General features: G+C 71.9%; 19 protein-coding genes and 1 pseudogene. 15 read left to right on the plus strand and 5 right to left on the minus strand.

Annotated elements, in window-relative coordinates:
• Nucleotides 1-243 precede the first annotated feature (243 nt).
• The 7 genes from rpsB (at nt 244) to J7462_RS27480 (ending at nt 7,781) form a co-directional block, all read left to right on the plus strand.
• Nucleotides 244-1,149 carry a 30S ribosomal protein S2 gene (gene rpsB / locus J7462_RS27450; protein ID WP_219468354.1) on the plus strand — a complete coding sequence of 302 codons (906 nt, stop codon included), beginning with the start codon at nt 244-246 and terminating at the stop codon, nt 1,147-1,149.
• Between the two features lie 132 nt (nt 1,150-1,281).
• Complete coding sequence (gene tsf / locus J7462_RS27455) at nt 1,282-2,109, plus strand: translation elongation factor Ts (protein ID WP_208567177.1); 828 nt, start codon at nt 1,282-1,284, stop codon at nt 2,107-2,109.
• Between the two features lie 170 nt (nt 2,110-2,279).
• A complete protein-coding gene (pyrH, locus tag J7462_RS27460) occupies nt 2,280-3,047 on the plus strand; it encodes a UMP kinase (protein WP_219468356.1) in 768 nt (255 codons plus the stop codon).
• A gap of 84 nt (nt 3,048-3,131) precedes the next feature.
• Complete coding sequence (gene frr, locus J7462_RS27465) at nt 3,132-3,689, plus strand: ribosome recycling factor (RefSeq protein WP_219468359.1); 558 nt, start codon at nt 3,132-3,134, stop codon at nt 3,687-3,689.
• A 261-nt stretch (nt 3,690-3,950) separates the two neighbouring features.
• Nucleotides 3,951-5,264, plus strand: coding sequence for a phosphatidate cytidylyltransferase (locus J7462_RS27470; protein WP_219468362.1), 1,314 nt, complete (start codon nt 3,951-3,953; stop codon nt 5,262-5,264).
• Between the two features lie 104 nt (nt 5,265-5,368).
• Nucleotides 5,369-6,520, plus strand: a complete 1,152-nt coding sequence (rlmN, locus tag J7462_RS27475; RefSeq protein ID WP_219468366.1) for a 23S rRNA (adenine(2503)-C(2))-methyltransferase RlmN — start codon at nt 5,369-5,371, stop codon at nt 6,518-6,520.
• Nucleotides 6,521-6,542: 22 nt separating this feature from the next.
• Nucleotides 6,543-7,781 (plus strand): DivIVA domain-containing protein, encoded by a 1,239-nt coding sequence (locus tag J7462_RS27480; RefSeq protein ID WP_219468369.1) that lies wholly within the window; start codon nt 6,543-6,545, stop codon nt 7,779-7,781.
• A gap of 67 nt (nt 7,782-7,848) precedes the next feature.
• Here the strand turns inward: J7462_RS27480 and J7462_RS27485 are convergent, their stop codons facing one another.
• Nucleotides 7,849-8,070, minus strand: a complete 222-nt coding sequence (locus J7462_RS27485) for a DUF2631 domain-containing protein (protein ID WP_091245943.1) — start codon at nt 8,068-8,070, stop codon at nt 7,849-7,851.
• Between the two features lie 340 nt (nt 8,071-8,410).
• Here J7462_RS27485 and J7462_RS27490 point away from each other — a divergent pair, with 340 nt between their 5' ends.
• A complete protein-coding gene (locus J7462_RS27490) occupies nt 8,411-9,979 on the plus strand; it encodes a Rieske 2Fe-2S domain-containing protein (RefSeq protein ID WP_219468373.1) in 1,569 nt (522 codons plus the stop codon).
• Between the two features lie 173 nt (nt 9,980-10,152).
• Nucleotides 10,153-10,824, plus strand: coding sequence for a TMEM175 family protein (locus J7462_RS27495; RefSeq protein ID WP_219468375.1), 672 nt, complete (start codon nt 10,153-10,155; stop codon nt 10,822-10,824).
• 135 nt (nt 10,825-10,959) lie between these two features.
• On the opposite strand, the gene J7462_RS27500 is transcribed toward J7462_RS27495, so the two are convergent.
• Nucleotides 10,960-12,561, minus strand: a complete 1,602-nt coding sequence (locus J7462_RS27500) for an NAD(P)/FAD-dependent oxidoreductase (RefSeq protein ID WP_219468379.1) — start codon at nt 12,559-12,561, stop codon at nt 10,960-10,962.
• Nucleotides 12,562-12,763: 202 nt separating this feature from the next.
• Between J7462_RS27500 and J7462_RS27505 the strand changes: the two genes are divergently transcribed.
• Complete coding sequence (locus tag J7462_RS27505) at nt 12,764-15,184, plus strand: MMPL family transporter (protein ID WP_219468383.1); 2,421 nt, start codon at nt 12,764-12,766, stop codon at nt 15,182-15,184.
• Here the strand turns inward: J7462_RS27505 and J7462_RS27510 are convergent.
• Nucleotides 15,133-15,963: pseudogene (locus tag J7462_RS27510) on the minus strand (YhjD/YihY/BrkB family envelope integrity protein); the annotation flags it as partial. The gene J7462_RS27505 and the pseudogene J7462_RS27510 sit on opposite strands and share 52 nt — an antisense overlap.
• Before the next feature lie 182 nt (nt 15,964-16,145).
• Between J7462_RS27510 and J7462_RS27515 the strand changes: the two are divergent.
• Together J7462_RS27515 and J7462_RS27520 are read left to right on the plus strand one after the other, a co-directional pair.
• The gene (locus J7462_RS27515; RefSeq protein ID WP_308291051.1) at nt 16,146-16,580 is read left to right on the plus strand and encodes a GNAT family N-acetyltransferase; all 435 of its coding nucleotides are present in this window, start codon (nt 16,146-16,148) and stop codon (nt 16,578-16,580) included.
• Nucleotides 16,581-16,947: 367 nt separating this feature from the next.
• Entirely contained in the window at nt 16,948-18,522 is a 1,575-nt protein-coding gene (locus J7462_RS27520) for a polysaccharide lyase family 1 protein (RefSeq protein ID WP_208569275.1), read from the plus strand.
• A 183-nt stretch (nt 18,523-18,705) separates the two neighbouring features.
• Here the strand turns inward: J7462_RS27520 and J7462_RS27525 are convergent, their stop codons facing one another.
• A complete protein-coding gene (locus tag J7462_RS27525; RefSeq protein WP_374197551.1) occupies nt 18,706-19,077 on the minus strand; it encodes a hypothetical protein in 372 nt (123 codons plus the stop codon).
• A 50-nt stretch (nt 19,078-19,127) separates the two neighbouring features.
• The gene (locus J7462_RS27530; RefSeq protein WP_219468385.1) at nt 19,128-19,388 is read right to left on the minus strand and encodes a hypothetical protein; all 261 of its coding nucleotides are present in this window, start codon (nt 19,386-19,388) and stop codon (nt 19,128-19,130) included.
• A 198-nt stretch (nt 19,389-19,586) separates the two neighbouring features.
• On the opposite strand from J7462_RS27530, the gene J7462_RS27535 reads away from it, so the two are divergent.
• From J7462_RS27535 to J7462_RS27545, 3 genes are all read left to right on the plus strand, one after another.
• Nucleotides 19,587-20,393, plus strand: a complete 807-nt coding sequence (locus J7462_RS27535; RefSeq protein WP_255597922.1) for a DUF5753 domain-containing protein — start codon at nt 19,587-19,589, stop codon at nt 20,391-20,393.
• Nucleotides 20,384-20,593 (plus strand): DUF397 domain-containing protein, encoded by a 210-nt coding sequence (locus J7462_RS27540; protein ID WP_219468388.1) that lies wholly within the window; start codon nt 20,384-20,386, stop codon nt 20,591-20,593. The genes J7462_RS27535 and J7462_RS27540 overlap by 10 nt, the downstream gene beginning before the upstream one ends.
• A 302-nt stretch (nt 20,594-20,895) precedes the next feature.
• The gene (locus J7462_RS27545; protein WP_219468391.1) at nt 20,896-21,711 is read left to right on the plus strand and encodes a Uma2 family endonuclease; all 816 of its coding nucleotides are present in this window, start codon (nt 20,896-20,898) and stop codon (nt 21,709-21,711) included.
• Nucleotides 21,712-21,741 lie beyond the last annotated feature (30 nt).

Raw genomic sequence — 21,741 nt, forward strand, 5'->3', positions numbered from 1 at the left:
GCGGGAACCGGATGCGCGGCTGGATGGTGGGGCGGGGGTCGGGTGGCAGGGCGGGGGCGTACACTGGCCTCTTGGCGACCGCCTCGGCGGTCGACCTCGCGTGCCCTCTCCACGTCTCGTCGTGGGGCGACGGCCTCCCTGGTCCCGATCTCCTTCGGGCCCACCATGGGCCGGCGACCAGGCACCAGGACGCCCGGCCACCGGCCGGGCGTGACAACCAGGGATCTTGAGGAGTACCCCACCATGGCCGTCGTGACCATGCGTCAGCTGCTGGAGAGCGGTGTCCACTTCGGGCACCAGACCCGGCGCTGGAACCCGAAGATGAAGCGCTTCATCATGACCGAGCGCAACGGCATCTACATCATCGACCTGCGCCAGACCCTCGACTACATCGAGAAGGCGTACGACTTCGTGCGCAACACGGTGGCCGAGGGCGGCAGCATCCTGTTCGTCGGCACCAAGAAGCAGGCTCAGGAGGCCATCTCCGAGCAGGCCACCCGGGTCGGCCAGCCGTACGTCAACCACCGCTGGCTCGGTGGCATGCTGACCAACTTCCAGACGGTGTACAAGCGGCTCCAGCGGATGAAGGAGCTTGAGGCGCTCGGTGACCTGACCGGCACCGCCGCCGGCTACACCAAGAAGGAGACCCTGCAGCTGTTCCGCGAGAAGACCAAGCTCACCAAGACCCTTGGTGGCCTGCGGGACATGCAGAAGCTCCCGGCCGCGGTCTGGATCGTCGACACCAAGAAGGAGCACATCGCCGTCGACGAGGCCCGCAAGCTGGGCATCCCGGTGATCGCGGTGCTGGACACCAACTGCGACCCGGACGAGGTCGACTTCCCGATCCCGGGCAACGACGACGCGATCCGCTCCGCCGAGCTGCTGACCCGGGTGGTGGCCGCCGCCGTCGCCGACGGTCTGATCGCCCGGTCCGGCCGTCGTCGTGGTGGCGACGAGAAGCCGGAGGCGGGTCAGGTCGGCAGCGACGAGCCGCTGACCGAGTGGGAGCGTGAGCTGCTGGAGCCGAAGAAGGCCGACGAGCAGCCCGCCGCTGCCGAGCAGCCGGCCGCCGAGCCTGCCGCCGCCGCCGAGCAGCCTGCCGCCGAGCAGAAGCCGGCCGAGCAGCCGGCGGCCGCCGCCGCCGAGTGACCCGTACCGCCGGATCCTCGCCGCTCGTCCGGGCGGCGGGGTCCGGCGGTCACCGCCGGGCGCATCCGGCCTGTTCCGGGTAGCCGGCATCCCAGACCACCCACCGCAGACTCAACACCCGAAGAGAGAGTCATGTCCAACTTCACCGCCGCGGACGTCAAGAAGCTCCGCGACCTCACCGGCGCCGGCATGATGGACTGCAAGAAGGCGCTCACCGAGGCTGAGGGCGACTTCGACAAGGCCGTCGAGATCCTGCGCGTCAAGGGCGCCAAGGACGTCGGCAAGCGGGCCGGCCGGACCGCCGCCAACGGCCTCGTCGCGCACTCCGGCAAGGCGCTGCTGGAGCTCAACTGCGAGACCGACTTCGTGGCCAAGACCGACGCGTTCGTCGCGCTGGCCCAGCAGCTGGTCGAGCACGGTGAGCGCAGCGGCGTCGGCACCGCCGAGGAGCTGCTCGCCACCGAGCTGGACGGCAAGACCGTCGCCGACCTGATCCAGGAGCAGTCCGCCAAGATCGGCGAGAAGCTGGTGCTCAACCGCTTCGCCAAGCTCGACGGCACCGTCGCGGTCTACCTGCACCGCAAGAGCCAGGACCTGCCGCCGGCCGTCGGTGTGCTGGTGGAGTACAGCGGCAAGACCGACGAGGCCGGCGACGCCGACGCCCGGGGCACCGCCATGCAGATCGCCGCGATGCGGCCGAAGTACGTCACCCGTGACGAGGTGCCGGCCGAGGTCGTCGAGTCCGAGCGGCGCATCGCCGAGCAGACCGCCCGCGAGGAGAACAAGCCCGAAGCGGCCCTGCCGAAGATCGTCGAGGGTCGGGTGAACGCCTTCTTCAAGGACTACGTCCTGATCGAGCAGGCGTCGGTCTCCGACAACAAGAAGACCGTCAAGCAGGTGCTGGCCGAGGCCGGCATCGAGGTGACCCGCTTCGTCCGGTTCGAGGTCGGCCAGGCCTGAGCCGCCACCGTCCGGGCGCGCGTGCCGCGCCCGGACGGGCACGCAACGTCGACGAGGAGGCCGCAGGTGTACGCGACAGGCACCGCGGCCTCCTCGTCGCATAGGGTCGGCAACGGGCAGGTACGCGGTGACGCGGCGCGGTCGACGCGCACGCGGGAGGGGCGGGGCGGATGACACAGGTTGTGAACGACCGGAGCCTGGAGGCGGACGACCCGACGGCGCCGCCGGCCGGCCGCGCCCGCCGGGTGGTGCTGAAGCTCTCGGGTGAGGTCTTCGGCGGTGGGGCGATCGGTGTCGACCCGGACGTCGTGCAGGCCATCGCCCGGCAGATCGCCACCGTGGTCCGCCGTGGTGTGCAGGTCTCCGTGGTGGTCGGCGGCGGCAACTTCTTCCGTGGGGCGGAGTTGCAGAAGCGCGGCATGGACCGGGCCCGCGCCGACTACATGGGCATGCTGGGCACGGTGATGAACTGCCTGGCGTTGCAGGACTTCCTGGAGAAGGAGGGCATCGAGACGCGGGTGCAGAGCGCGATCACGATGGCCCAGGTCGCCGAGCCGTACATTCCGCTGCGGGCGATCCGGCACCTGGAGAAGGGACGTGTGGTGATCTTCGGTGCGGGCGCCGGGATGCCGTACTTCTCCACCGACACGGTGGCCGCCCAGCGGGCGCTGGAGATCCGCGCCGACGTGGTGCTGATGAGCAAGAACGGCGTGGACGGCGTCTACAGCGCCGACCCGCGGATCGACCCGGCCGCCAGCAAGTTCGACTCGATCACCTTTTCCGAGGTGTTGCAACGCAACCTGCGGGTGGCGGACGCGGCGGCGTTCAGCCTCTGCATGGAGAACGGGCTGCCGATGCTGGTCTTCGGCGCCCAGGGCGAGGACACGATCATCCGGGCCGTCGGCGGCGACACGATCGGTACGCTGATCACCGCCTGACCGGTCCCGGCGACCCGAGCGGTCCTCCGCACCAGAGCAGCAGCTTCAGCCCACGACGAGCAACAGAAGGAGGCGAGGAGACCGGTGATCGACGACACCCTCCTCGAGGCCGAGGAGAAGATGGAGCGTGCGGTCGAGCACGCCAAGGAGGAGTTCGGCGCCATCCGTACCGGTCGCGCCAACGCCGCCATGTTCTCCAAGGTCATCATCGACTACTACGGCACGCCGACCCCGCTGCCCCAGATGGCGTCCATCGGGGTGCCGGAGCCGCGCATGGCCATCATCAAGCCGTACGACAACTCGCAGATCAACGCCATGGAGAAGGCGATCCGCGACTCCGACCTGGGGTTGAACCCGAACAACGAGGGCAACCAGCTGCGCATCCTGCTCCCGCAGATGACCGAGGAACGTCGCCGCGAGATGATCAAGGTGGCTCGGCACAAGGGCGAGGAAGCCAAGGTGGCGGTCCGCAACGTCCGCCGCAAGGGCAAGGAAGAGCTGGACCGCCTGGTCAAGGACGGTGAGGTCGGCGAGGACGACGGCCGCCGCGCCGAGAAGGAACTCGACGACATGACCCAGCGTTACGTCGCCACGGTCGACGAGCTGGTCAAGCACAAGGAGTCGGAGCTGCTCGAAGTCTGAGCCCGGCCCACGGCACCGGCGCGTCACCGCTCTGCGGAGGCAGCGCCGGTGCCGTCGTCGTCCGTCGGCCGGACGGCCGGGCCGACGTCCACCGTGCCCGGCTGGCCGGTGCAGTAGGCTCGGCAGGATTCCTGGCCACCGGGCGGTGAACGGCGGGGATCGATCGGTCGTCGGGCCGGTCAACCGGAAGTAGTCACGCGGGTAGGGGATGGTTGTGGTCTTGCGTCATGTGGTGGCACTCGTACCCTCGTCCGGTGCGTGATGTCCCCCCTCGACCCCTACAGCGGCACCGAGCCCCGTGGCTGGGAGCGGTCCGACCGTCCCCCGGCCCTGCCCTGGCCGGAACGGGAGGTCGAACCGTGGTCGCCCCGGCAGTCCGGCCCCGGATTGTCGGCCGGGCCGCAGGCCCCGCTCCGGCCACCGGTGCGTGGCCACGACGAGCCGAACGGCGGGCCGTACGACGAACCGGTCGGTGACCTCTTCGGTGCCGATCACCCGGGCGGGCCGCTCGCCGACGACGCCTCGACCGCGCAGTTCGCCGCGGTGCGCGACGACGACGCCCCGACCGCGCACCTGACGCCGGTGCGCGACGGCGACCTGCCGACCCCCCAGTTCGTCCCGGTCGGTGACGACGGCGGTACCGGGTCGCGCTTGCCGTCGCCCGATGCCGAGGCGGATCCGGAGCCACCGGCCGGTCGACGGTTCCGGGGCCGACGGCGGGCCAGTGCCGACCGGCCGGCCACCCCACTGCCGGCGACCGGGCGGGCCGGTCGTAACCTGCCGGCCGCCATCGGCGTCGGGCTGGGGCTCGGCGCGTTGGTCCTGGTGCCGCTCTTCTTCTTCCTGCCCGGCTTCCTGGCCGTGCTGGCCGGCGCGATCGGGGTGGGCATCTGGGAGATGACCCGCGCGGTCCGGCGCAGCGGCGCGCACCCGCCGCTGGTGCCGCTGCTCGCCGGTGGCGTGCTCACCATCGGGTTGGCCTGGTTCGCCGGGCCGGACGCGCTGAGCCTGGGGCTGCTGGTCACCGTGCTGGGCGCGATGGTCTGGCGGCTGGGTGACGGCCCGGCCGGCTTCCAACGGGACATCACCGCGGCCACCCTGATCGCGGTCTACGTGCCGTTCCTGGGTGGTTTCGCGGCGATGCTCGCGGCGGCTCCGGGCGACGGCCACCTGCGGGTGCTGGTCACCGTGGTCGGCGTGGTGCTCTCCGACACCGGCGGGTACGCCGCCGGGGTGTCCTTCGGTAGGCACCCGATGGCACCCAGGATCAGCCCGAAGAAATCCTGGGAGGGGTTCGCCGGCTCGGTCGCCGCCGCAGCGCTCGGCAGTGCCCTGCTGATCTGGCTGCTCTTCGACGTGGCGCCCTGGTGGGGTGCGGTGTTCGGGATGGCGGTCTCCGTCGCGGCGGTGCTGGGCGACCTCGCCGAGTCGATGATCAAACGGGACCTCGGCGTGAAAGACATGAGCACCCTGCTGCCGGGGCACGGTGGCCTGATGGACCGGCTGGACTCGATCCTGTTCGCCGTACCCACCGCCTACCTGCTGCTGGCGATCCTCGTGCCGGTGGTGGGCTGAGGGATGAATCACGCCGCGCCACCCGGGTGGTCCCCCTGGTGGGGGCCGATTCGGCACCTCCGGACGGGTGGGTCCGGCGACCGGCGTGACAGACTGGACCAGCCATGACGATCCTGCCTGTGATCCCCGTTGACCCGGACGCCCCCGGCCGCCGCCCGGCGATGCCACCCCGACACCTCGCCGACCTGGACCTGCCGGGCCGGCGGGCGCTCGTCACCGAGCTGGGTGAACCAGCCTTCCGGGCAAAGCAGGTCTCCCACCACTACTTCGGGCGACTGGTGCGCGACCCGGCCGAGATGACCGACCTGCCGGCGGCCACCCGGGACCGGTTGGCCGGGGCGCTGCTGCCCCGGCTGCTCACCCCGGTCCGCGAGCTGGCCTGCGACGACGGGGCCACCCGTAAGGCGCTGTGGCGGTTGCACGACGGGTCGCTGGTGGAGAGCGTGCTGATGGGTTACCCGGACCGGGTCACCGTCTGTATCTCCAGCCAGGCGGGCTGCGGCATGGCCTGCCCGTTCTGCGCCACCGGCCAAGCCGGGTTGACCCGCAACCTGTCCGCCGCCGAGATCGTCGACCAGGCGGTCTATCTCGCCGGGGTCGCCGCCTCGGGCGCGGTGGCCGGGTCGCCACCCCGGTTGTCGCACGTCGTGTTCATGGGCATGGGTGAGCCGCTGGCCAACTACTCCCGGGTCGTCACGGCGATCCGGCGGCTGGTCGCGCCGGCCCCGGAGGGGCTGGGTCTGTCGCAGCGGCACATCACCGTCTCCACGGTCGGTCTGGTGCCGGCCATCCGCCGACTGGCCAGCGAAGACCTCGCGGTGACCCTTGCGTTGTCGCTGCATGCGCCCGATGATGAGCTGCGCGACGAACTCGTGCCGGTCAACCAGCGCTGGAAGGTAGCCGAGGTGCTGGACGCAGCGTGGGACTACGCGGCGACGACGGGGCGCCGGGTGTCGATCGAGTACGCGATGATCAAAGACGTGAACGATCAGCCGTGGCGGGCCGACCTGCTCGGGCGGTTGTTGGCCGGTAGGTCGGCGCACGTCAACCTCATCCCGCTCAATCCGACACCGGGTAGCCGGTGGGACGCCAGCGCCAAGCCGGTGGAGCGGGAGTTCGTCCGACGGTTGCGGGAGTCCGGCGTCTCCACCACGGTGCGTGACACCCGGGGGCGTGAGATCGACGGTGCGTGCGGGCAGTTGGCTGCCGCGGTGGACAGTGACATCGAAGCGCCGCGCGGGCGCGACCGGGCGTAGCGGTACGAGACCAGGAGACATAGTGGCGAGTCAGGGTCAGCGTTTCCGGCGTAAGGCGCTCCGCCGGGGCTACAAGGTCGACGAGGTCGACGCCTTCCTGGACCGGGTGGAGGCCACCCTCGCCGGTCAGCCGGTCGGTGCCCCCGTGGCCTCCCAGGAGGTCCACGACGTCGTCTTCCGGGTCCGCTTCAACGGCTATGACGAGTGGCAGGTCGACCTGCACCTGGATCGGGTGGAGCGGCAGTTGGCCGAGCTGGAGGAGCGCGCCGCCCCCGGTGGCCGGGTCGCCGACCCGCGTGGCGCGGACCGGCTCGCCCCGCCGATGCGCGACGACCACCGGGGTATGTCGCCGGTGCCGCAGCCGATGCCGCCCCGCGCGATGCCGGCCCAGCCTGGTCCGCCGGACCGTTACGGCAGCCGCTACGACGAGCCGAGTGGCGCCTTCGCCGTCGGACGTGACGCGCCTCGCGGTGGGTACGACGAGCCGAGTGGCACCTTCGCCGTCGGACGTGACGCGCCGCGCGGTGGGTACGACGAGCCGAGCGGCGCCTTCGCCGTCGGACACGACGCGCCGCGCGGTGGGTACGACCCGCCTCGTGGTGGGTACGACGCGCCGCGCGGCCAGTTGGGCCCGGGCCCCGGCGGGCCGATGGGCCCCGGTCCGAGCGGGCCGATGGGGCACGGTGGCCCACCGCCGCGGGGTCTGCCGGCCGGCCCGGGTAGTGGCTACGGCCCCCCGGACGAGCAGCGCTTCGACGGTTTCGAGGCGGGCCGGCACGGTCGTACCGACATGACTGCCGAGATCCGGATGCCCGAGCGCGACCGGATGCCGGAACGCGACCGGATGCCCGAGCGGGACCGGATGCCCGAGCGCGACCCGCGGGAGATGCGTGGTCGTGGTCCGGGAGGCCCGCCGCCGATGGGTGGCCCGTCGATGGGCGGGCCCGCGCCGATGGGTCCGCCGGCTGGTGGCCCGCCGATGGTGGGTCCGCCGATGGCCGGCCCGCCCGGCAGCGAGCTGTACCGGGTCGACCAGATCCGGCGCAGCTTCCAGGTGCGCCGCTTCGGCAGCGGGTACGACCCCGACCAGGTGGACCGGTTCTTCGAGAGCCTGCTCGGTGGGATGCAGGGCCGTAACCAGATGCCGGTGAACCCCAAGGACCTGGACACGCTGCGGTTCGGGCTGGTGCCCGGTGGTTACTTCGAGGCGGAGGTCGACGCCGCGCTCAAGGACGTCCAGGACATCCTCTTCGGCCGTTGATCCAGCAGATGTGACGAGGGCCCATCCCCGACCGGGGTGGGCCCTCGTACGTCTGTGGGGCGGTGCGTCAGGAGCGCAGCCCGCTGCGGCGCAGCACGGCGTCGCCGATGACGATCGCCAGCAACAGCACGGCCAGGCCGACCAGCCAGATGTCCTCGACCTTGCCCTCGTGGTTGCCGCACAGCATCGCCAGCAGCGCCAACGCGGAGAGCACCGCGCCGATCCGTCCGGCCTTGCGGTGCCCGGGCCTGTGCTGATCTGGCGCGGTTACCGGCTCGCTTCCTGCCACTGTCGGTCCTTCCCTCGCGATCGGATCTCCGGCTAGTCTGGCACGCCCTGCCCCGGCCCCGGTGCGGGGTCCGCCCTGCCGAAGCCCGGCGGACCGGGAAACTCGTGGCGCGCGGCCGGCTGTTGACCAGCAGCGCCCGGGCCGCCGGGGGCCGGGCCGGCAGGATCGGGGTGCCGGGTGGCCGGGCCGGGCAGGAGTGGGCAGGGCTGGCCGGGGACCGGGCCGAAAGACCCCGGCCCGGTGGGGCGGGTCGGCTCTACCGGCGTCGCGGGCCGTCGACCACACTGCCTCCGGTAGCGTTCGGGCGTACACCTTGATTGTCTGTTTGAGGGGGACTGCGGTGCGAGTGACCGGTACGGGACATGCCAGCATGCGGATCGACACGGCTGCGGGCAGCATCCTGTGCGACCCGTGGGTCAATCCGGCCTACTTCGCCTCCTGGTTCCCGTTCCCCGACAACTCCCTGCTCGACTGGGAGGCCCTGGGCCAGGTCGACTACCTGTACGTGTCGCACCTGCACCGGGACCACTTCGACGCCAAGCACCTGCGGGAGTTCGTCTCGAAGGACGCCACCGTCCTGCTGCCCGAGTTCCCCACCTCGGAGATGGCCGACGAGCTGCGGGCGCTGGGCTTCACGAAGTTCCTGCGGGCCCCCAACGAGCAGGTGGTGGAGCTGCCCGGCGGCCTGAAGATCATGATCCAGGCGCTGACCAGCCCGACCGACGGCCCGATCGGCGACTCGTCGCTCTGGGTGGAGTACGACGGGGTCCGGCTGCTCAACCAGAACGACGCCCGCCCCACCGACCTGACCGTCTTCGCCGAGCTGGGCCACGTGCACGCGCACCTGCTCCAGTTCTCCGGCGCGATCTGGTACCCGATGGTCTACGAGCTGCCGCAGTCGGCGAAGACCGCGTTCGGCAAGCAGAAGCGGGAGCGGCAGTTCGACCGGACCTGGCGCTACATCGACGACCTGAAGGCCGACCACGTCTTCCCGATCGCCGGCCCGCCGTGTTTCCTCGACGACGCGTTGTGGCAGTTCAACGACATTCACGGCGACGAGGGCAACATCTTCCCGGACCAGTCGGTGTTCCTGTCGGAGTACGCGAAGGTCGGCGGCACCAACGGCATCGTGCTGCTGCCGGGCAGCGTCGCCGAGGTGACCACCTCCGGCGCGACCACCACCCACCCGCAGCCGGTCGAGGAGTTCTTCGCGAACAAGACCGCGCACCTGGAGGAGATGCGGGAGCGCAAGCGCCCGGTCATCGAGGCCGAGAAGGCGTCCTGGCGGCACCCCGAGATCGACGTGCTGGCCGGGATGAAACGCCGGATCGAGCCGCTGCTCGACGAGTCGATCTACCTGGCCAAGGGGGTCGGCGGCCCGGTCCGCTTCGACCTGGTCGGCTACGACGGGGACAGCGTCGAATCCATCGTGGTGGACTTCCCCGGCAAGCAGGTCCGGCCGTACGCCGACGAGAAGGTCAGGTACCGGTTCCGTACCGAGCGGGCGCTCATCGAGCACCTGCTCCATATCGACGAGGTTGACTGGGTCAACTCGCTCTTCCTGTCCTGCCGGTTCTCGGCGGCCCGGATCGGCCAGTACAACGAGTTCGTCTACGCCTTCTTCAAGTGCCTGTCCACCGAGCGCCTCCAGTACGCCGAGGGCTGGTACGACGAGCACGAGCGGGCCGTCGACGCCGAGGACATCACCCTGGGTGACTGGGTGGTGCAGCGCCGCTGCCCCCACCTCAAGGCGGACCTGACCCGGTTCGGTATCGTCGACGGCGACCAGCTCACCTGCCAGCTGCACGGCTGGAAGTTCGACCTGCCGTCGGGCCGCTGCCTGACCAGCGTCGGCCACAAGATCCGCGCCGCCCGGGTGGACGCGGAAGCTCCCGCCCCGGCGAACTGACCGGCCGCGCCCGACCGCTCCCGTCCTCGCTGCCGCCCGATGGGGTGGCGGCAACTGACCCCGTTCCCACCCCGCCATCCCCCGTTTCCGGCGACCATGACGTGGTGCCGGCCCGGCTGACCGGTGCACTCCGGGCACGGTGACGTCAGGACCGACAGGGCGGGTGGGGCGGGGTGGTGGACGAGGAGGAGTACGAGTTCGGGCACCGGCGGGAGAAGGAGCGGGACGCCTCCCGGGTGGAGGCGTTCAGCGACGCGGTGATCGCGATCGTGCTGACCCTGATGGCGGTGGAGCTGCTCCAACTCAGCCCGCAGCGGCCCGAGGGGCAGGATCTGCCCGGGGCGCTGTTCCACGAGTGGCCCGCCTACCTGGCGTACGTGATCACGTTCGTGATCGTCGGTCAGGTCTGGTTGACCCACCACAACATGTGGCGGTACGTCGTCAAGGTCGACCAGTTGCTGCTCGTCCTCAACCTGCTGTTGTTGCTGTTCGTGGCGGCCATTCCGTTCGCGGCCAGCCTGCTCGCCGACAACCTGCGGGGCACCGTCGCCGACCAGCGGTTGACCGCCGCCCTCTATGTCGGCACGGTGCTCGGTGAGGCGCTGTTCTTCAACCTGAGCTGGTGGTGGGCCCGCCGCCGACGGCTGCTCGACCCGGGATTGGATCCCCGGCTGGCCCGCGCCGTGGCCCGCCGCTTCCTGCTCGGCCCGGTCCTGTACCTGGTGGCGTTCGGCATCTCCTTCGTCGACCCGGTGCTCAGCCTCGCGGCGTACTTCCTGCTCACCGGGCTCTATCTGATCCGGGGCCCCGGCGACCTGCCGTCCTCCCGTCCAGCTCCCGCCTGAGCCGGGCAGGCCCGTCTCCGCCCGTCCGGACGGCGACGGTGTCACCCGGCCCGCCCGCCCGGCGGCGGTCTCACCCGGCCCGGCCGGACGGCGACGGTGTCACCCGGTCCGCCTGCCGGGACGGGCCGGTGGGCGTCAGCGGCCCAGGTCGGCGAGGATGCGTCGGGCGGCGTTGTGGCCGGCCGCGCCGATCACGCTGCCCGCCGGGTGGCAGCCGGCGCTACCCGCGTACACCCCGTCGATGCCGGTGGCGTACGGCATCCGGTCGGTGAACGAGACGGTGTTGTCGACGTGGTGGATGTGCCCGCCGGTGATGCCGAAGTGCGCCTCGATGCCGGGCGGGGGCAGCGGCACCGCGTCGGCGATCAGGTCACCGGTGCCCGGGGCGTACCGTTCGCAGATCTCCACCAGTCGGGTGACGTAGCCGGGTAGCGCGCTGTCCCAGTCGGTGCCGGCCAGCGTGTAGGGCACCGACTGGACGAACAACGCCGACGAGTGGTGCCCGGCCGGGTCGGACAGCGACGGGTCGACCGTGGTGTGCAGGTACCACTCGATGGTCGGTTCGGCGGGCAGCCGCCCGGCCTGCACGTCGGCCCACATCGCCCGCAGCGCCGCCATCGGTGACTCGCCGCCGGCCCCGACCAGCGACGCCGACCCGGGCAGCAGGTGGATGGTGGACCCGAACGGGCTGGGCGCGTCGGCCGGCAGGCAGGAGAACCGGGGCAGCCCGGTCAGCGCCAGGTTGAGCTTGAGGGTGGTGCCGGGCCGGCGGACCGCCGCCATCCGCGCGCCCAGCTCCGCCGGGAGCGCGCCGTCGGGCACCAGCTCCATCAGCCGGTACGGGTCACACGCGCCGAGCACCACCTCGGCGGCGACCTCCCGCCCGTCGGCGAGCCGGACGCCCGACGCCGCGCCCCCGGTCAGGGTGACGGCGTCGACCCGGGCACCGGTCAGGATGGTCGCCCCGGCGGCGCGGGCGGCCTCGGCGAAGGTGCGCGAGACGGTGCCCATCCCGCCCTCGGCGATCATCCAGGTGCCGTCCGCGCCGGGCAGCCGGCACATGTTGTGCACCAGGAAGTTGTGGCCGGTGCCGGGGTCGTCCGGGCCGGCGTTGAGGCCGGACAGCCCGTCGGTGACCGCGTACATGCTGACCAGCAGTTCGGAGCGGAAGTCGAAGCGGGCCAGGTAGTCGGCGACGGAACCACGGACCAGGTCGACGAAGACCTGCCGCAGCTCGGGGCGGACGTAGCGTTCGGCGGTCTGCTCCACCGGCAGCGGCTCGGCCAGCCACGCCGGGGCCAGGTCGGCGCGCAGCTGCGCCAGCTCGGCCTGGAGCGCGTCGTCGGCGGCCACGTCGGCGGGGGAGAAGAACTCGGTGAGCTGCCGCCGGGTCGCGGCGGTGTCGCTGCCGAACAGCAGGTACGGCGCTCCGGGCCCGCCCGGGGTGGGCAGGAAGTAGTGCGGGTCGCGGCGCAGCACCGGGATGCGCACGTCGAGGGTGGCGAGCAGCTCCGGCGGCATCAGCCCCAGCAGGTACGACCCGGTGGAGTGGCGCAGCGCGGGCACCTTCGGGAACGGGTTCTCGGTGCGGGTGGCCCCGCCGATCACCTCCGCCGCCTCCAGCACCAGCACGTCCAGCCCGGCGCGGGCCAGCAGGACGGCGGAGACCAGCCCGTTGTGCCCCGATCCGATGATCACGACGTCGGCGCGGGACGGCAGCTCACTCGCATCGCTCATGCCTGGGCAGCCTAGTGCGGCGGGCGGCGTCCGTCTGCCGGCTGGACCGGCGGGGCCGGTTGGTCCGGGCCGGCCCGTCGAACGTGAACGGTTGTTGCGATAGTGGACGGCGATCGCTGCGGGGCCGACACCGGTCTCCGCCGGTCGACGGCCCGGGTGTGGGTGACGGCGGGTCGGTGGGGGTCGACGAGGGGAGAGGTGGATGTTCGCCTGGTGGGGGCGGGTGGTGGTGCGTGCCCGGTGGGTGGTGCTGGCCACCGCCGGGGTGCTGGTGGCCGTCGGGGCCACCTGGGGCGCCGGGGTGTTCGGGGAGCTGACCGGGGGCGGGTTCGACGACCCGTCGAGCGAGTCCAGCCGTACCGTGCAGCGGGTCACCGCCGAACTCGGCCGGCAGGGTGCCGACGTGATCGTGCTCTGGTCCAGCGGCACCGCGTCCGTCGACGACCCGGAGTTCCGCGACCCGGTCACCTCCACCGTGGCCGGGCTGCGCCAGCGCGCCGAGGTGGCCGAGGTGACCACCTGGTACGACACGCCCGCGCCCGCGTTTGTCGCCGAGGACCGGCGGGCCACCTACGCGCTGGTCAAGCTGACCGGCGGTGACGAGGACGCCCGCTCGGCGCAGTTCACGGCGCTGCGCCCCGCGCTGGATGCACCCGGGCTGCGTACCGACGTCGGCGGGCTGGTGGCGTTCCAGGCGGAGGCCACCACCCAGAGCACCGAGGACATCACCCGGGCCGAGTTGCTGTCCATGCCGGTGCTACTGGTGCTGCTCGTGCTGATCTTCGGCGGGTTGGTCGCCGCCGGCACCCCGCTGCTCGTCGGCGGCCTGGCCATCCTCGGCGCATTCGTGGCGGTACGCCTGGTCAACCTGGTCACCGACGTGTCGATCTTCGCGATCAACGTGATCACCCTGATCGGGCTCGGGATGGCGGTGGACTACGCGCTGTTCGTCATCAGCCGATTCCGGGAGGAGCTGGCCGCCGGGCACGGCACCGCCGAGGCGATCCGGCGCACCATCCTCACCGCCGGCCGTACCGTGTTCGTCTCCGGGCTGACCGTCGCGCTCGCCATGGCCAGCCTGCTGATCTTCCCGCAGCCGTTCCTGCGGTCGATGGGCTTCGGCGGGATGGCCGCCGTCCTGATCGCCATGCTGGCGGCGCTCACCGTGCTGCCGGCCCTGCTGGTGGTGCTCGGCCACCGGGTGGACGCGGTGCGCGTACCGCTGCCGTGGCGGCGGGGGACGCGGGGTGACCGGCGGGCGACGGGTGACGAGGGTGGTGCCTGGGCCCGGATCGCGCGCAGCGTGATGCGCCGGCCGGTGCTCTACCTGGTGGGGGTCGCGGTGCTGCTCGCCGTGCTGGCCACCCCGTTCGCGCGGATCACCTTCGGCGGGGTCGACGAGCGGGTGCTGCCGGCCGACGCCGCACCCCGGGTGGTCTCCGAGCGGATCTCCGCCGAGTTCCCCGGCGGCACGATCGCCCCGATCGAGGTGCTGGTCTCCGGGGCTGCGGCCGACGCGGTGCGACCGTTCGCCGACCGGATCGCGGCGCTGCCCGGGGTGACCGGGGTCCAGGTCACGGCGGCGAAGGGGGAGTCGACCCTGCTGTCGGTGAGCTACCCGGGGGAGCCGACCGGCGACGACGCCCGCGACCTGGTCCGGACGCTGCGCGACCTGCCCGGCCCGGCCGGGGCGCAGGTGCTGGTCGGCGGGCGGCCCGCCGCCGACGTGGACCTGCTGGACAGCCTCGGCGACCGGTTGCCGTGGATGGCGCTGCTGATGGCCGGCGCGACCCTGCTGCTGCTGTTCCTCGCCTTCGGCTCGGTGGTGCTGCCGGTCAAGGCGGTGCTGATGAACCTGCTGTCGATCGGCGCGTCGTTCGGCGTGGTGGTCTGGATCTTCCAGGACGGCCACCTGGCCGGTCTGCTCGGTTTCACCTCCACCGGGTTCATCGAGCCGAGCAACCTCATTCTCATGCTCGCGGTGTTGTTCGGGCTGGCCACCGACTACGAGGTGTTCCTGCTCAGCCGGGTACGCGAGGAGTGGGACCGCACCGGCGACAACACCGCCTCGGTCGCCACCGGCCTGCAACGCACCGGCCGGATCATCACCGCCGCCGCGCTGCTGCTGATCATCGTGGTGGCCGGCTTCACCACCGGCGGGATGGCCTACATCAAGCTGATCGGTGTCGGCATGATCGTGGCGATCGTGGTGGACGCGACCCTGGTCCGGGCGCTGCTCGTGCCGGCGACCATGCGGCTGCTGGGGCGGTGGAACTGGTGGGCCCCGGCACCCCTGGCCCGGCTCTGGGCCCGTTACGGCCTGCGCGAGACCGACGACCCGGCGGATCCGCCGACGACCCCGGACACGTCGGCGTCGGCGTCGCCCGTGTCGTCGCCGCCGCCCGCTCCGCCGGTGCCGCCCGCCCCGGCGGCGGGCACCCGGGGTGGGTCGGCGGATGCCTCGGGCTGGTTCGCCGTGGCCGCTGCGGCATCGACGCCTGCGGACGCGCTCCCGGAGCCGGACGTCGACCCCGAGCCGGCGGTCGACCCCGAGCCGGACGTCGACCCGGAGGCGGCGACGCGGCGGGCCCGCCAGCGGGACAACGCGAGGGTGGCCGAGTAGCCGGCCAGCACGATCACGTGGAACAGGTAGAGCCAGAGCAGCACCGCGACGCCGGCCCCCACCGGGTCGAAGCCGCCGAACGGGACACCGAGGTCCAGCGGGAGCGAACAGAACAGCACGAAGCCGTGCAGGAAGCCGGAGAGGTTGGCGGCGGTGAACGAGCCGACCGCCAGCGTCGACAACCAGTCCGGTGAGGCCGGCCCGACCACCCGGAACACCCACATCAGCACCGGGGTGAGCACCAGCCACACCGCCAGGAACGACAGCACGATGCCGAGGGCGGCGACCCAGCCACCCTGCCGGATCAGCCGGGTGGTGGTGGGCAGCGCGATGAGGATCGACAGCAGCAGGGCGGGGGCGGGGGCGAGCAGCGGCAGCAGCAGCAACCGCCCCCGCCAGCCGACCAGCGACTCGTCCGGGTTGGGGGCGACGGCCACCGAGACGAACGCCCGGCGCAGCCCCTCACCGTAGAGCGAGGCGGGCAGCAGGGAGGCCAGCGCCAGCAGCGGGGTCAACTGCACCCCGGCGTTGACCAGCGCGTCCACCGCCTCGGGCGCACCGATCGCGTCCGGCAGCGTCTCCACGGCGTACGCGGTGAGCCGGCGTACCCGGTCCGCGCCGGCCAGCAGCGAGGTCAGCCAGATCGCCAGCAGGGCCACCGGCACCACGGCGATCGCCCCGTAGAAGGTGATCGCGGCGGCGTGCAGGGAGAGGTCCCGCCCGCGTACCGGCCGGAACGCGGCACTGGTGATCCGCTTCGTACGCTGCCATGCGCCCATCGTGGTGTTCTTCCCCCTCACGTCCGTCGGCACGCATTACGATTCCGCGACATGACCGTGCTCACCACCGACCGGCTGATCCTGCGGAACTGGACCGACTCGCCGGCCGACCTGGCCCGGATCTTCGACATCTACTCCCGCAACGAGGTGGTGCGCTGGCTGGGCGCGGCCCCGGTCTGCCGTTGGCCGACCCGGCGCAGGCGGCCGACCGGTTGGCGCTCTGGCGGGCCCGGCACGCCGACCATGGCGACCGGTACGGCACCTGGGCGGTGCAGGTGCGCGACACCGGCCTGGTGGTCGGCACGATCCTGCTCAAGCCGTTGCCCGGCCGGGACGAGCAGGTGCCCACCGCCGACATCGAGGTGGGTTGGCACCTGCACCCCGACTCGTGGGGCCACGGCTATGCCACCGAGGCGGCCCGCGTCCTGGTCGACCGGGAACTCGCCACCGGCACCGGGCAGGTGTACGCGGTGGTGGCCCCCGGCAACGGGGCGTCGATGGCGGTGGCCCGCCGGCTCGGGATGACCCACCTGGGTCGGCGCACCGACTGGTACGGCGGTGAGGAACTGGAGACCTTCGTGCGCCGGGCGCTCCCGGGCTCCCCAGGTGGCCGATAGCCACCTCAGGCGGTCATTAGCCCGCAATCCGGACGACATCTTGCGGTATCGATCGACGTCGTCCTATCCTCGCTTGTGGAAAGCGCTTTCCAGATGCTCAGTGCGGGTGTCCCGGCGAGTTCTGCTGCCGCCGGAGGCACCAGTTCGCCGTGCGCGGCAGCACGGTGAGCGGGTCGATCCGGTACCCGGCGCAACCACCCTGGCCGACCGGCGACTCCGCCCGACGGCCGCGAAGGCCCGGCCCGTCCCCGGCGCGCAGAGGTTCGCAGGATCACCACCATCACCGCCGCCCGGCCGGGCACCACACCAGGCACCACACCCCCCGGCGGCGGCACCACCACCAGGTACTGAGAAAGGTGACGCGAGGATGAGACGACCAGTTGCACGACGAGTCCAGGCGGGGCTGGCCACGGCCGCCGTCGGTGCCGCGATCTGCGTGGCCCTGCCGGTGCACCAGGCGTCGGCGGCGGCCGGCAGCGCCAGCGGCTACGCCACCCAGAACGGCGGCACCACCGGCGGCGCGGGCGGCCAGACGGTACGAGCCAGCACGGGCACCGCGATCCACGCGGCCCTGTGCAACCGGGCCAGCAGCAGCACCCCGATCGTCATCGAGGTGCAGGGCACGATCAACCACGGCAACACCACGAAGGTCTCCGGCAACAGCTGCAACACCGCAGCCGACAAGATCGAGCTGAAGGAGATCAGCAACGTCACCATCGTCGGGGTCGGCAGCGGTGCGGTCTTCGACCAGCTCGGCATCCACATCCGCGACTCCCGCAACATCATCATTCAGAACGTGACGGTGCGGAACGTCAAGAAGTCGGGCTCGCCCATCTCCAACGGCGGTGACGCCATCGGCATGGAGAGCAGCGTGCGCAACGTCTGGGTCGACCACACCACGCTGGAGGCGTCCGGCGGCGAGTCGGCCGGTTACGACGGGCTGTTCGACATGAAGGACGACGTCCAGTACGTGACGCTGTCGTACAGCATCCTGCGCAACTCCGGCCGGGGCGGCCTGATCGGCTCCAGCGAGAGCGACCGGGGCAACGGCTTCGTCACCTTCCACCACAACCTCTACCAGAACATCGACTCCCGTACGCCGTTGCTGCGGGGCGGGATCGCGCACATCTACAACAACTCGTACGTGCAGCTCAACGAGTCGGGGATCAACTCCCGGGCCGGTGCGCGGGCCAAGGTGGAGAACAACTACTTCAAGAACTCCCGGGACGTCCTGGGCACCTTCTACACCAGCGAGGCCGGCTACTGGCAGGCCAGCGGCAACATCCTGGACAACGTGACCTGGTCCAGCCCCGGCAGCGAGACCAACCCCGCCGGGCCGGGCATGCCGTCCAACACCAGCGTCAGCATCCCGTACTCCTACCGGCTGGACGGGGCGAGCTGCGTGCCGGACATCGTCCGGCAGACGGCCGGCGCGAACACCGGCCTCAAGGAGTCCAACGGAAGCTGCTCGCCGACCACGCCGACCCCGACCACCCCGGGACCGACCACGCCCGCGCCGACCACGCCGGCCCCCACCACCCCCGCCCCGACCACCCCGCCGCCCACCAGCAACCCCGGCGGGACCAACCTCAGCATCGGCGCCGGCTCCGACGGCTCCAGCAAGGCCAGCGGTACGAGCTACGGCGACGTCCGCGACGGCAACATGGGCACCTTCTGGTCGCCGGCCGGGTCGACCGGTGACATCTCGATCAAGTGGGGCTCGGCGACCGGCATCTCCTCGATCAACATCCGGGAGGCGTCGGGCTCGGCCGGCAGCATCACCTCCTGGCAGGTCCTCAACGGCGACACCGGCGCGGTGCTGGCCTCCGGCAGCCGGGCCGGCGTGATCACCTTCGCCCGGACCTCGCTGAAGAAGGTCACCTTCCGGATCAACAGCTCTGCTGCCACCCCGAAGGTCGCCGAGTTCGAGACCTACGCCTGACGGCCTACCCCAGCGGTCCCGGGGCGGTGATCGCCTTCCTCCAGCCGTCCCCGGGTCGCTGACCGTCTTCCCCGGCCGGCGCGGGTCCGAGCCCGACCCGTCGAAGCGGTGATCAACTCAATGGGGCCGATGTAGGGGTGTCCGATCGGCGTGGACACCCCCACATCGGCCCCGTTGTGATGATCAACCCTCTCCCGAGGTCGCGGGCGACGCCCCGGGCTGTGGCCGGTCGTGGCGGGTCCAGGCGAGGAAGCGGGCGAAGTAGGCGGCCGGGTCGACCGTGCCGGTGCCGACCCGCAGCGCGTCGGTGATCGCGTCGTGCATGAGCAGGCAGAGGTAGATGGCCAGCGCCGGCCGGTCGTGGGCGTACTCCCGCCGCAGGCTCAGCTTGGCCGGCTGGCAGGGCCACGGGGCGGCGCAGGCCCGGCACCGCCAGGCCGGCCGGGCGGCGACGTGCCGACCGGCACCTTCCGGCCGGACCGCCGCCGGTTGCCCCCGCCGCGTGTCGTCCGTCAGCGGGGTCGCCGCCGATTGCCTTCGTTGCGCGTCGTCCACCAATGGGGTGGCTGTCGGTCGCCTTTGCCGCGCGCGGTGCTCCGGCGGGGTCACCGGTGGCGGCCGTTCGCCCGGCGGGCCTGACCCCGGGTGACCAGGCCCGCCGCGCCCACCCAGTAGACGGCGGTGGGGCCGTTCCACCGGGGGTGTCGGGGCGCGGGCAACGGGGGCGGTGGCGGTTCCCGCAGCGGTACGGCGGCCAGCCGGTCCGGGCACGGCCAGCGCAGCCCGCAGGTGCAGTGCCGACCCCACCGGGACCAGTCCCGCCGGTGCCGGGGCGTCGTCGGTACGGGCCTGTCGCGCTTCCTCATCCGCCTATTCCTTCCGCCTGCGCTGCCGCGCCCCGGACGCCTTGCCGGGGCCACCAGCGACCTGCCGCCTGTTCACACTCTGCTGTGGACGCGACTACTGTCGGAAGACGGCGCGGGACCTCAGCGTCGGTTGTGCCGACCGGGTCCGGGCAGGTGGCCGGCGCTGGCAGCGAGTGGCAGACGTGTGGTGGAGGTGTGATGACCGGCGGACCGATGTCGACCCTGGAATTCCTCGGCGCGGAGTTGCGCCGGGCGCGCAGGGAACGCGGGCTGAGCCAGGAGGATCTGGCCCAGCAGATCACCTACTCGTCGTCGCTAGTGGGCATGGTGGAGATCGGCCACCGGACGCCGTCGCAGGACTTCGTCACCCGCGCGGACGCCGCCCTGGAGGCCGGCGGCCTCTTCGAGCGGCTGCTCGCCCTGGTCCGCGCCGACTCCGCACCCCCGTGGCTGCGCGAGTGGATCAGCGTGGAGCGGGAGGCGACCTTGATCCGCTGGTTCGAGCCGTCTCTCATCCCCGGCCTCCTGCAAACCGAGGCGTACGCCCGCGCGGTGCTGCACGGCGGTGGAATGCTCCGGGAGAGTGAGGTCGAGCAGCGTGTCTCCTCCCGAATGGAACGGCAGACCGTGCTGACCCGGGAGCACCCGCCCGAGGTGGTGGCAGTGATCGACGAAACGGTGTTGCGCCGGGCGATCGGTGAGCCCGCGGTGATGGTCGAGCAGTTCGAGCATCTGTTGCGGCTGACCGAGCACTCGCACATCAGCCTGCACGTGGTGCCGGCGGATGCGGGGATGCACGCCGGGCTGGCCGGCCCGTTCATCCTGGTCCGCGTGCCCGACGGCGGAGAGGTGGCGCATCTGGACAGCGCGCTGCGCGCTCACATCACGGACCGGCCGGATGACGTTGATAGCCTTCAGCGCAGATGGGAGAGCCTTCGCGGCGAAGCACTGCCACGCAGGGCGTCCCGGGATCTCATACGGGAGTTGGCGAAGTCATGGACTTGAGCGGCGCAGTCTGGCGCAAGTCGACCCGCAGCGACAACGGTGGCTCCACCTGTGTGGAGGTGGCGACGAATCTGCCGCAGGTGGTCGGGGTGCGGGACAGCAAGGACCGGGGCGGCCCGGTGTTGACCTTCGCCCCCGCCGCCTGGGCCGGCTTCGTCGCCGTGACCCGCTCGGGTGACCTGAACTCCGCCCGCACCTGAGCCGTACCGCTGCCGAAGCGCCCACCGTCGGCGGCTCGGCGGTGTCGTCGGCGCACCGACGCCGGGGTGGTCACCCGTCACCGCGACGAGGCCGCCGCGCCCGCCCCGACGTGGTGATCGACTCAGTTGGGCCGATGTGGGGGCGTCCACGCTGCCCGGACACCCCCACATCGGCCCCGTCGTGTTGATCAACGCGGGCGGGCAGGTGTAGGGAGACGCACTGGCGGTGCGACGGGCGGCTCCGGGGGCTGCGGCGATTAGGCTGGGACCAGCAGGATGTTCCGCTGAGGGGGTGAGCCCGGATGGCCCAGGCCGCATTCGTGCCCGAGCCCGCGCCGCAGTCGCCCGACCCGACGTCCCAGAGGCCCGAGTCCGGCGGTCAGTCGCAAGGGTCGACCGACCGGCCGACCGGGCCGTCGTTCGACGTGCTGCGCTGGCACGACGAGCCGTGGACCGCCCAGCTCGCCCTCGACCTGTTGCCGGAGACCAACGGCCCCAAGGTTGAGGTCCTGAGCGGAAGCGTGATCGTGACACCACATGCCGGATACGACCATCAGAATGCCGAGCTGGATCTGGCCTACCTGCTCAAGCAGGCGGCCCGCCGAGAAAAGCTGTGGCTCTACGCCGAAGCCAACATCATTTCTGGTGCCGACCTCTTCATTCCTGACATCGTGATCCTCGACGTTCCCGGTGGTGGGCGGACGACGATGGACATCGGCCACGCCGTGCTGCTCGGTGAGGTCGTCTCGCCGGGTAACCGGCGCAAGGACGTGATCGACCGGCCCCGCGAGTATGCCGCCGCCGGTGTCCCGTTCTTCCTCCGCGTCGACCTGCGCAACCGGGTGCCCACCATCGCGCTCTTCGAGTTGACCGACGGGGAGTACCGGCCGGTCGCGGCCGCTGCCGCCGGGACGACGTTCGTCATGCGGCAGCCCTTCGCGTTCAGTATCGATCCGGCCGACCTGCTCGGCGAGGAGGCACCGGTCGAGGAGGCGGAACCGCTCGGCGAGGAGGCACCGGTCGAGGAGGCGGAACCGCTCGGCGAGGAGGCACCGGTCGAGGAGGCGGAACCGCCCGGCGGGGAGAAGTCGGGCGGGGAGGCGGACGTTCAGGGGTGAGGCTCCCAGCGGGAGTACAGCGGGGCCGGG

This window comes from Micromonospora sp. RL09-050-HVF-A, from assembly GCF_019374995.1.
Lineage (GTDB): Bacteria > Actinomycetota > Actinomycetes > Mycobacteriales > Micromonosporaceae > Micromonospora > Micromonospora antibiotica.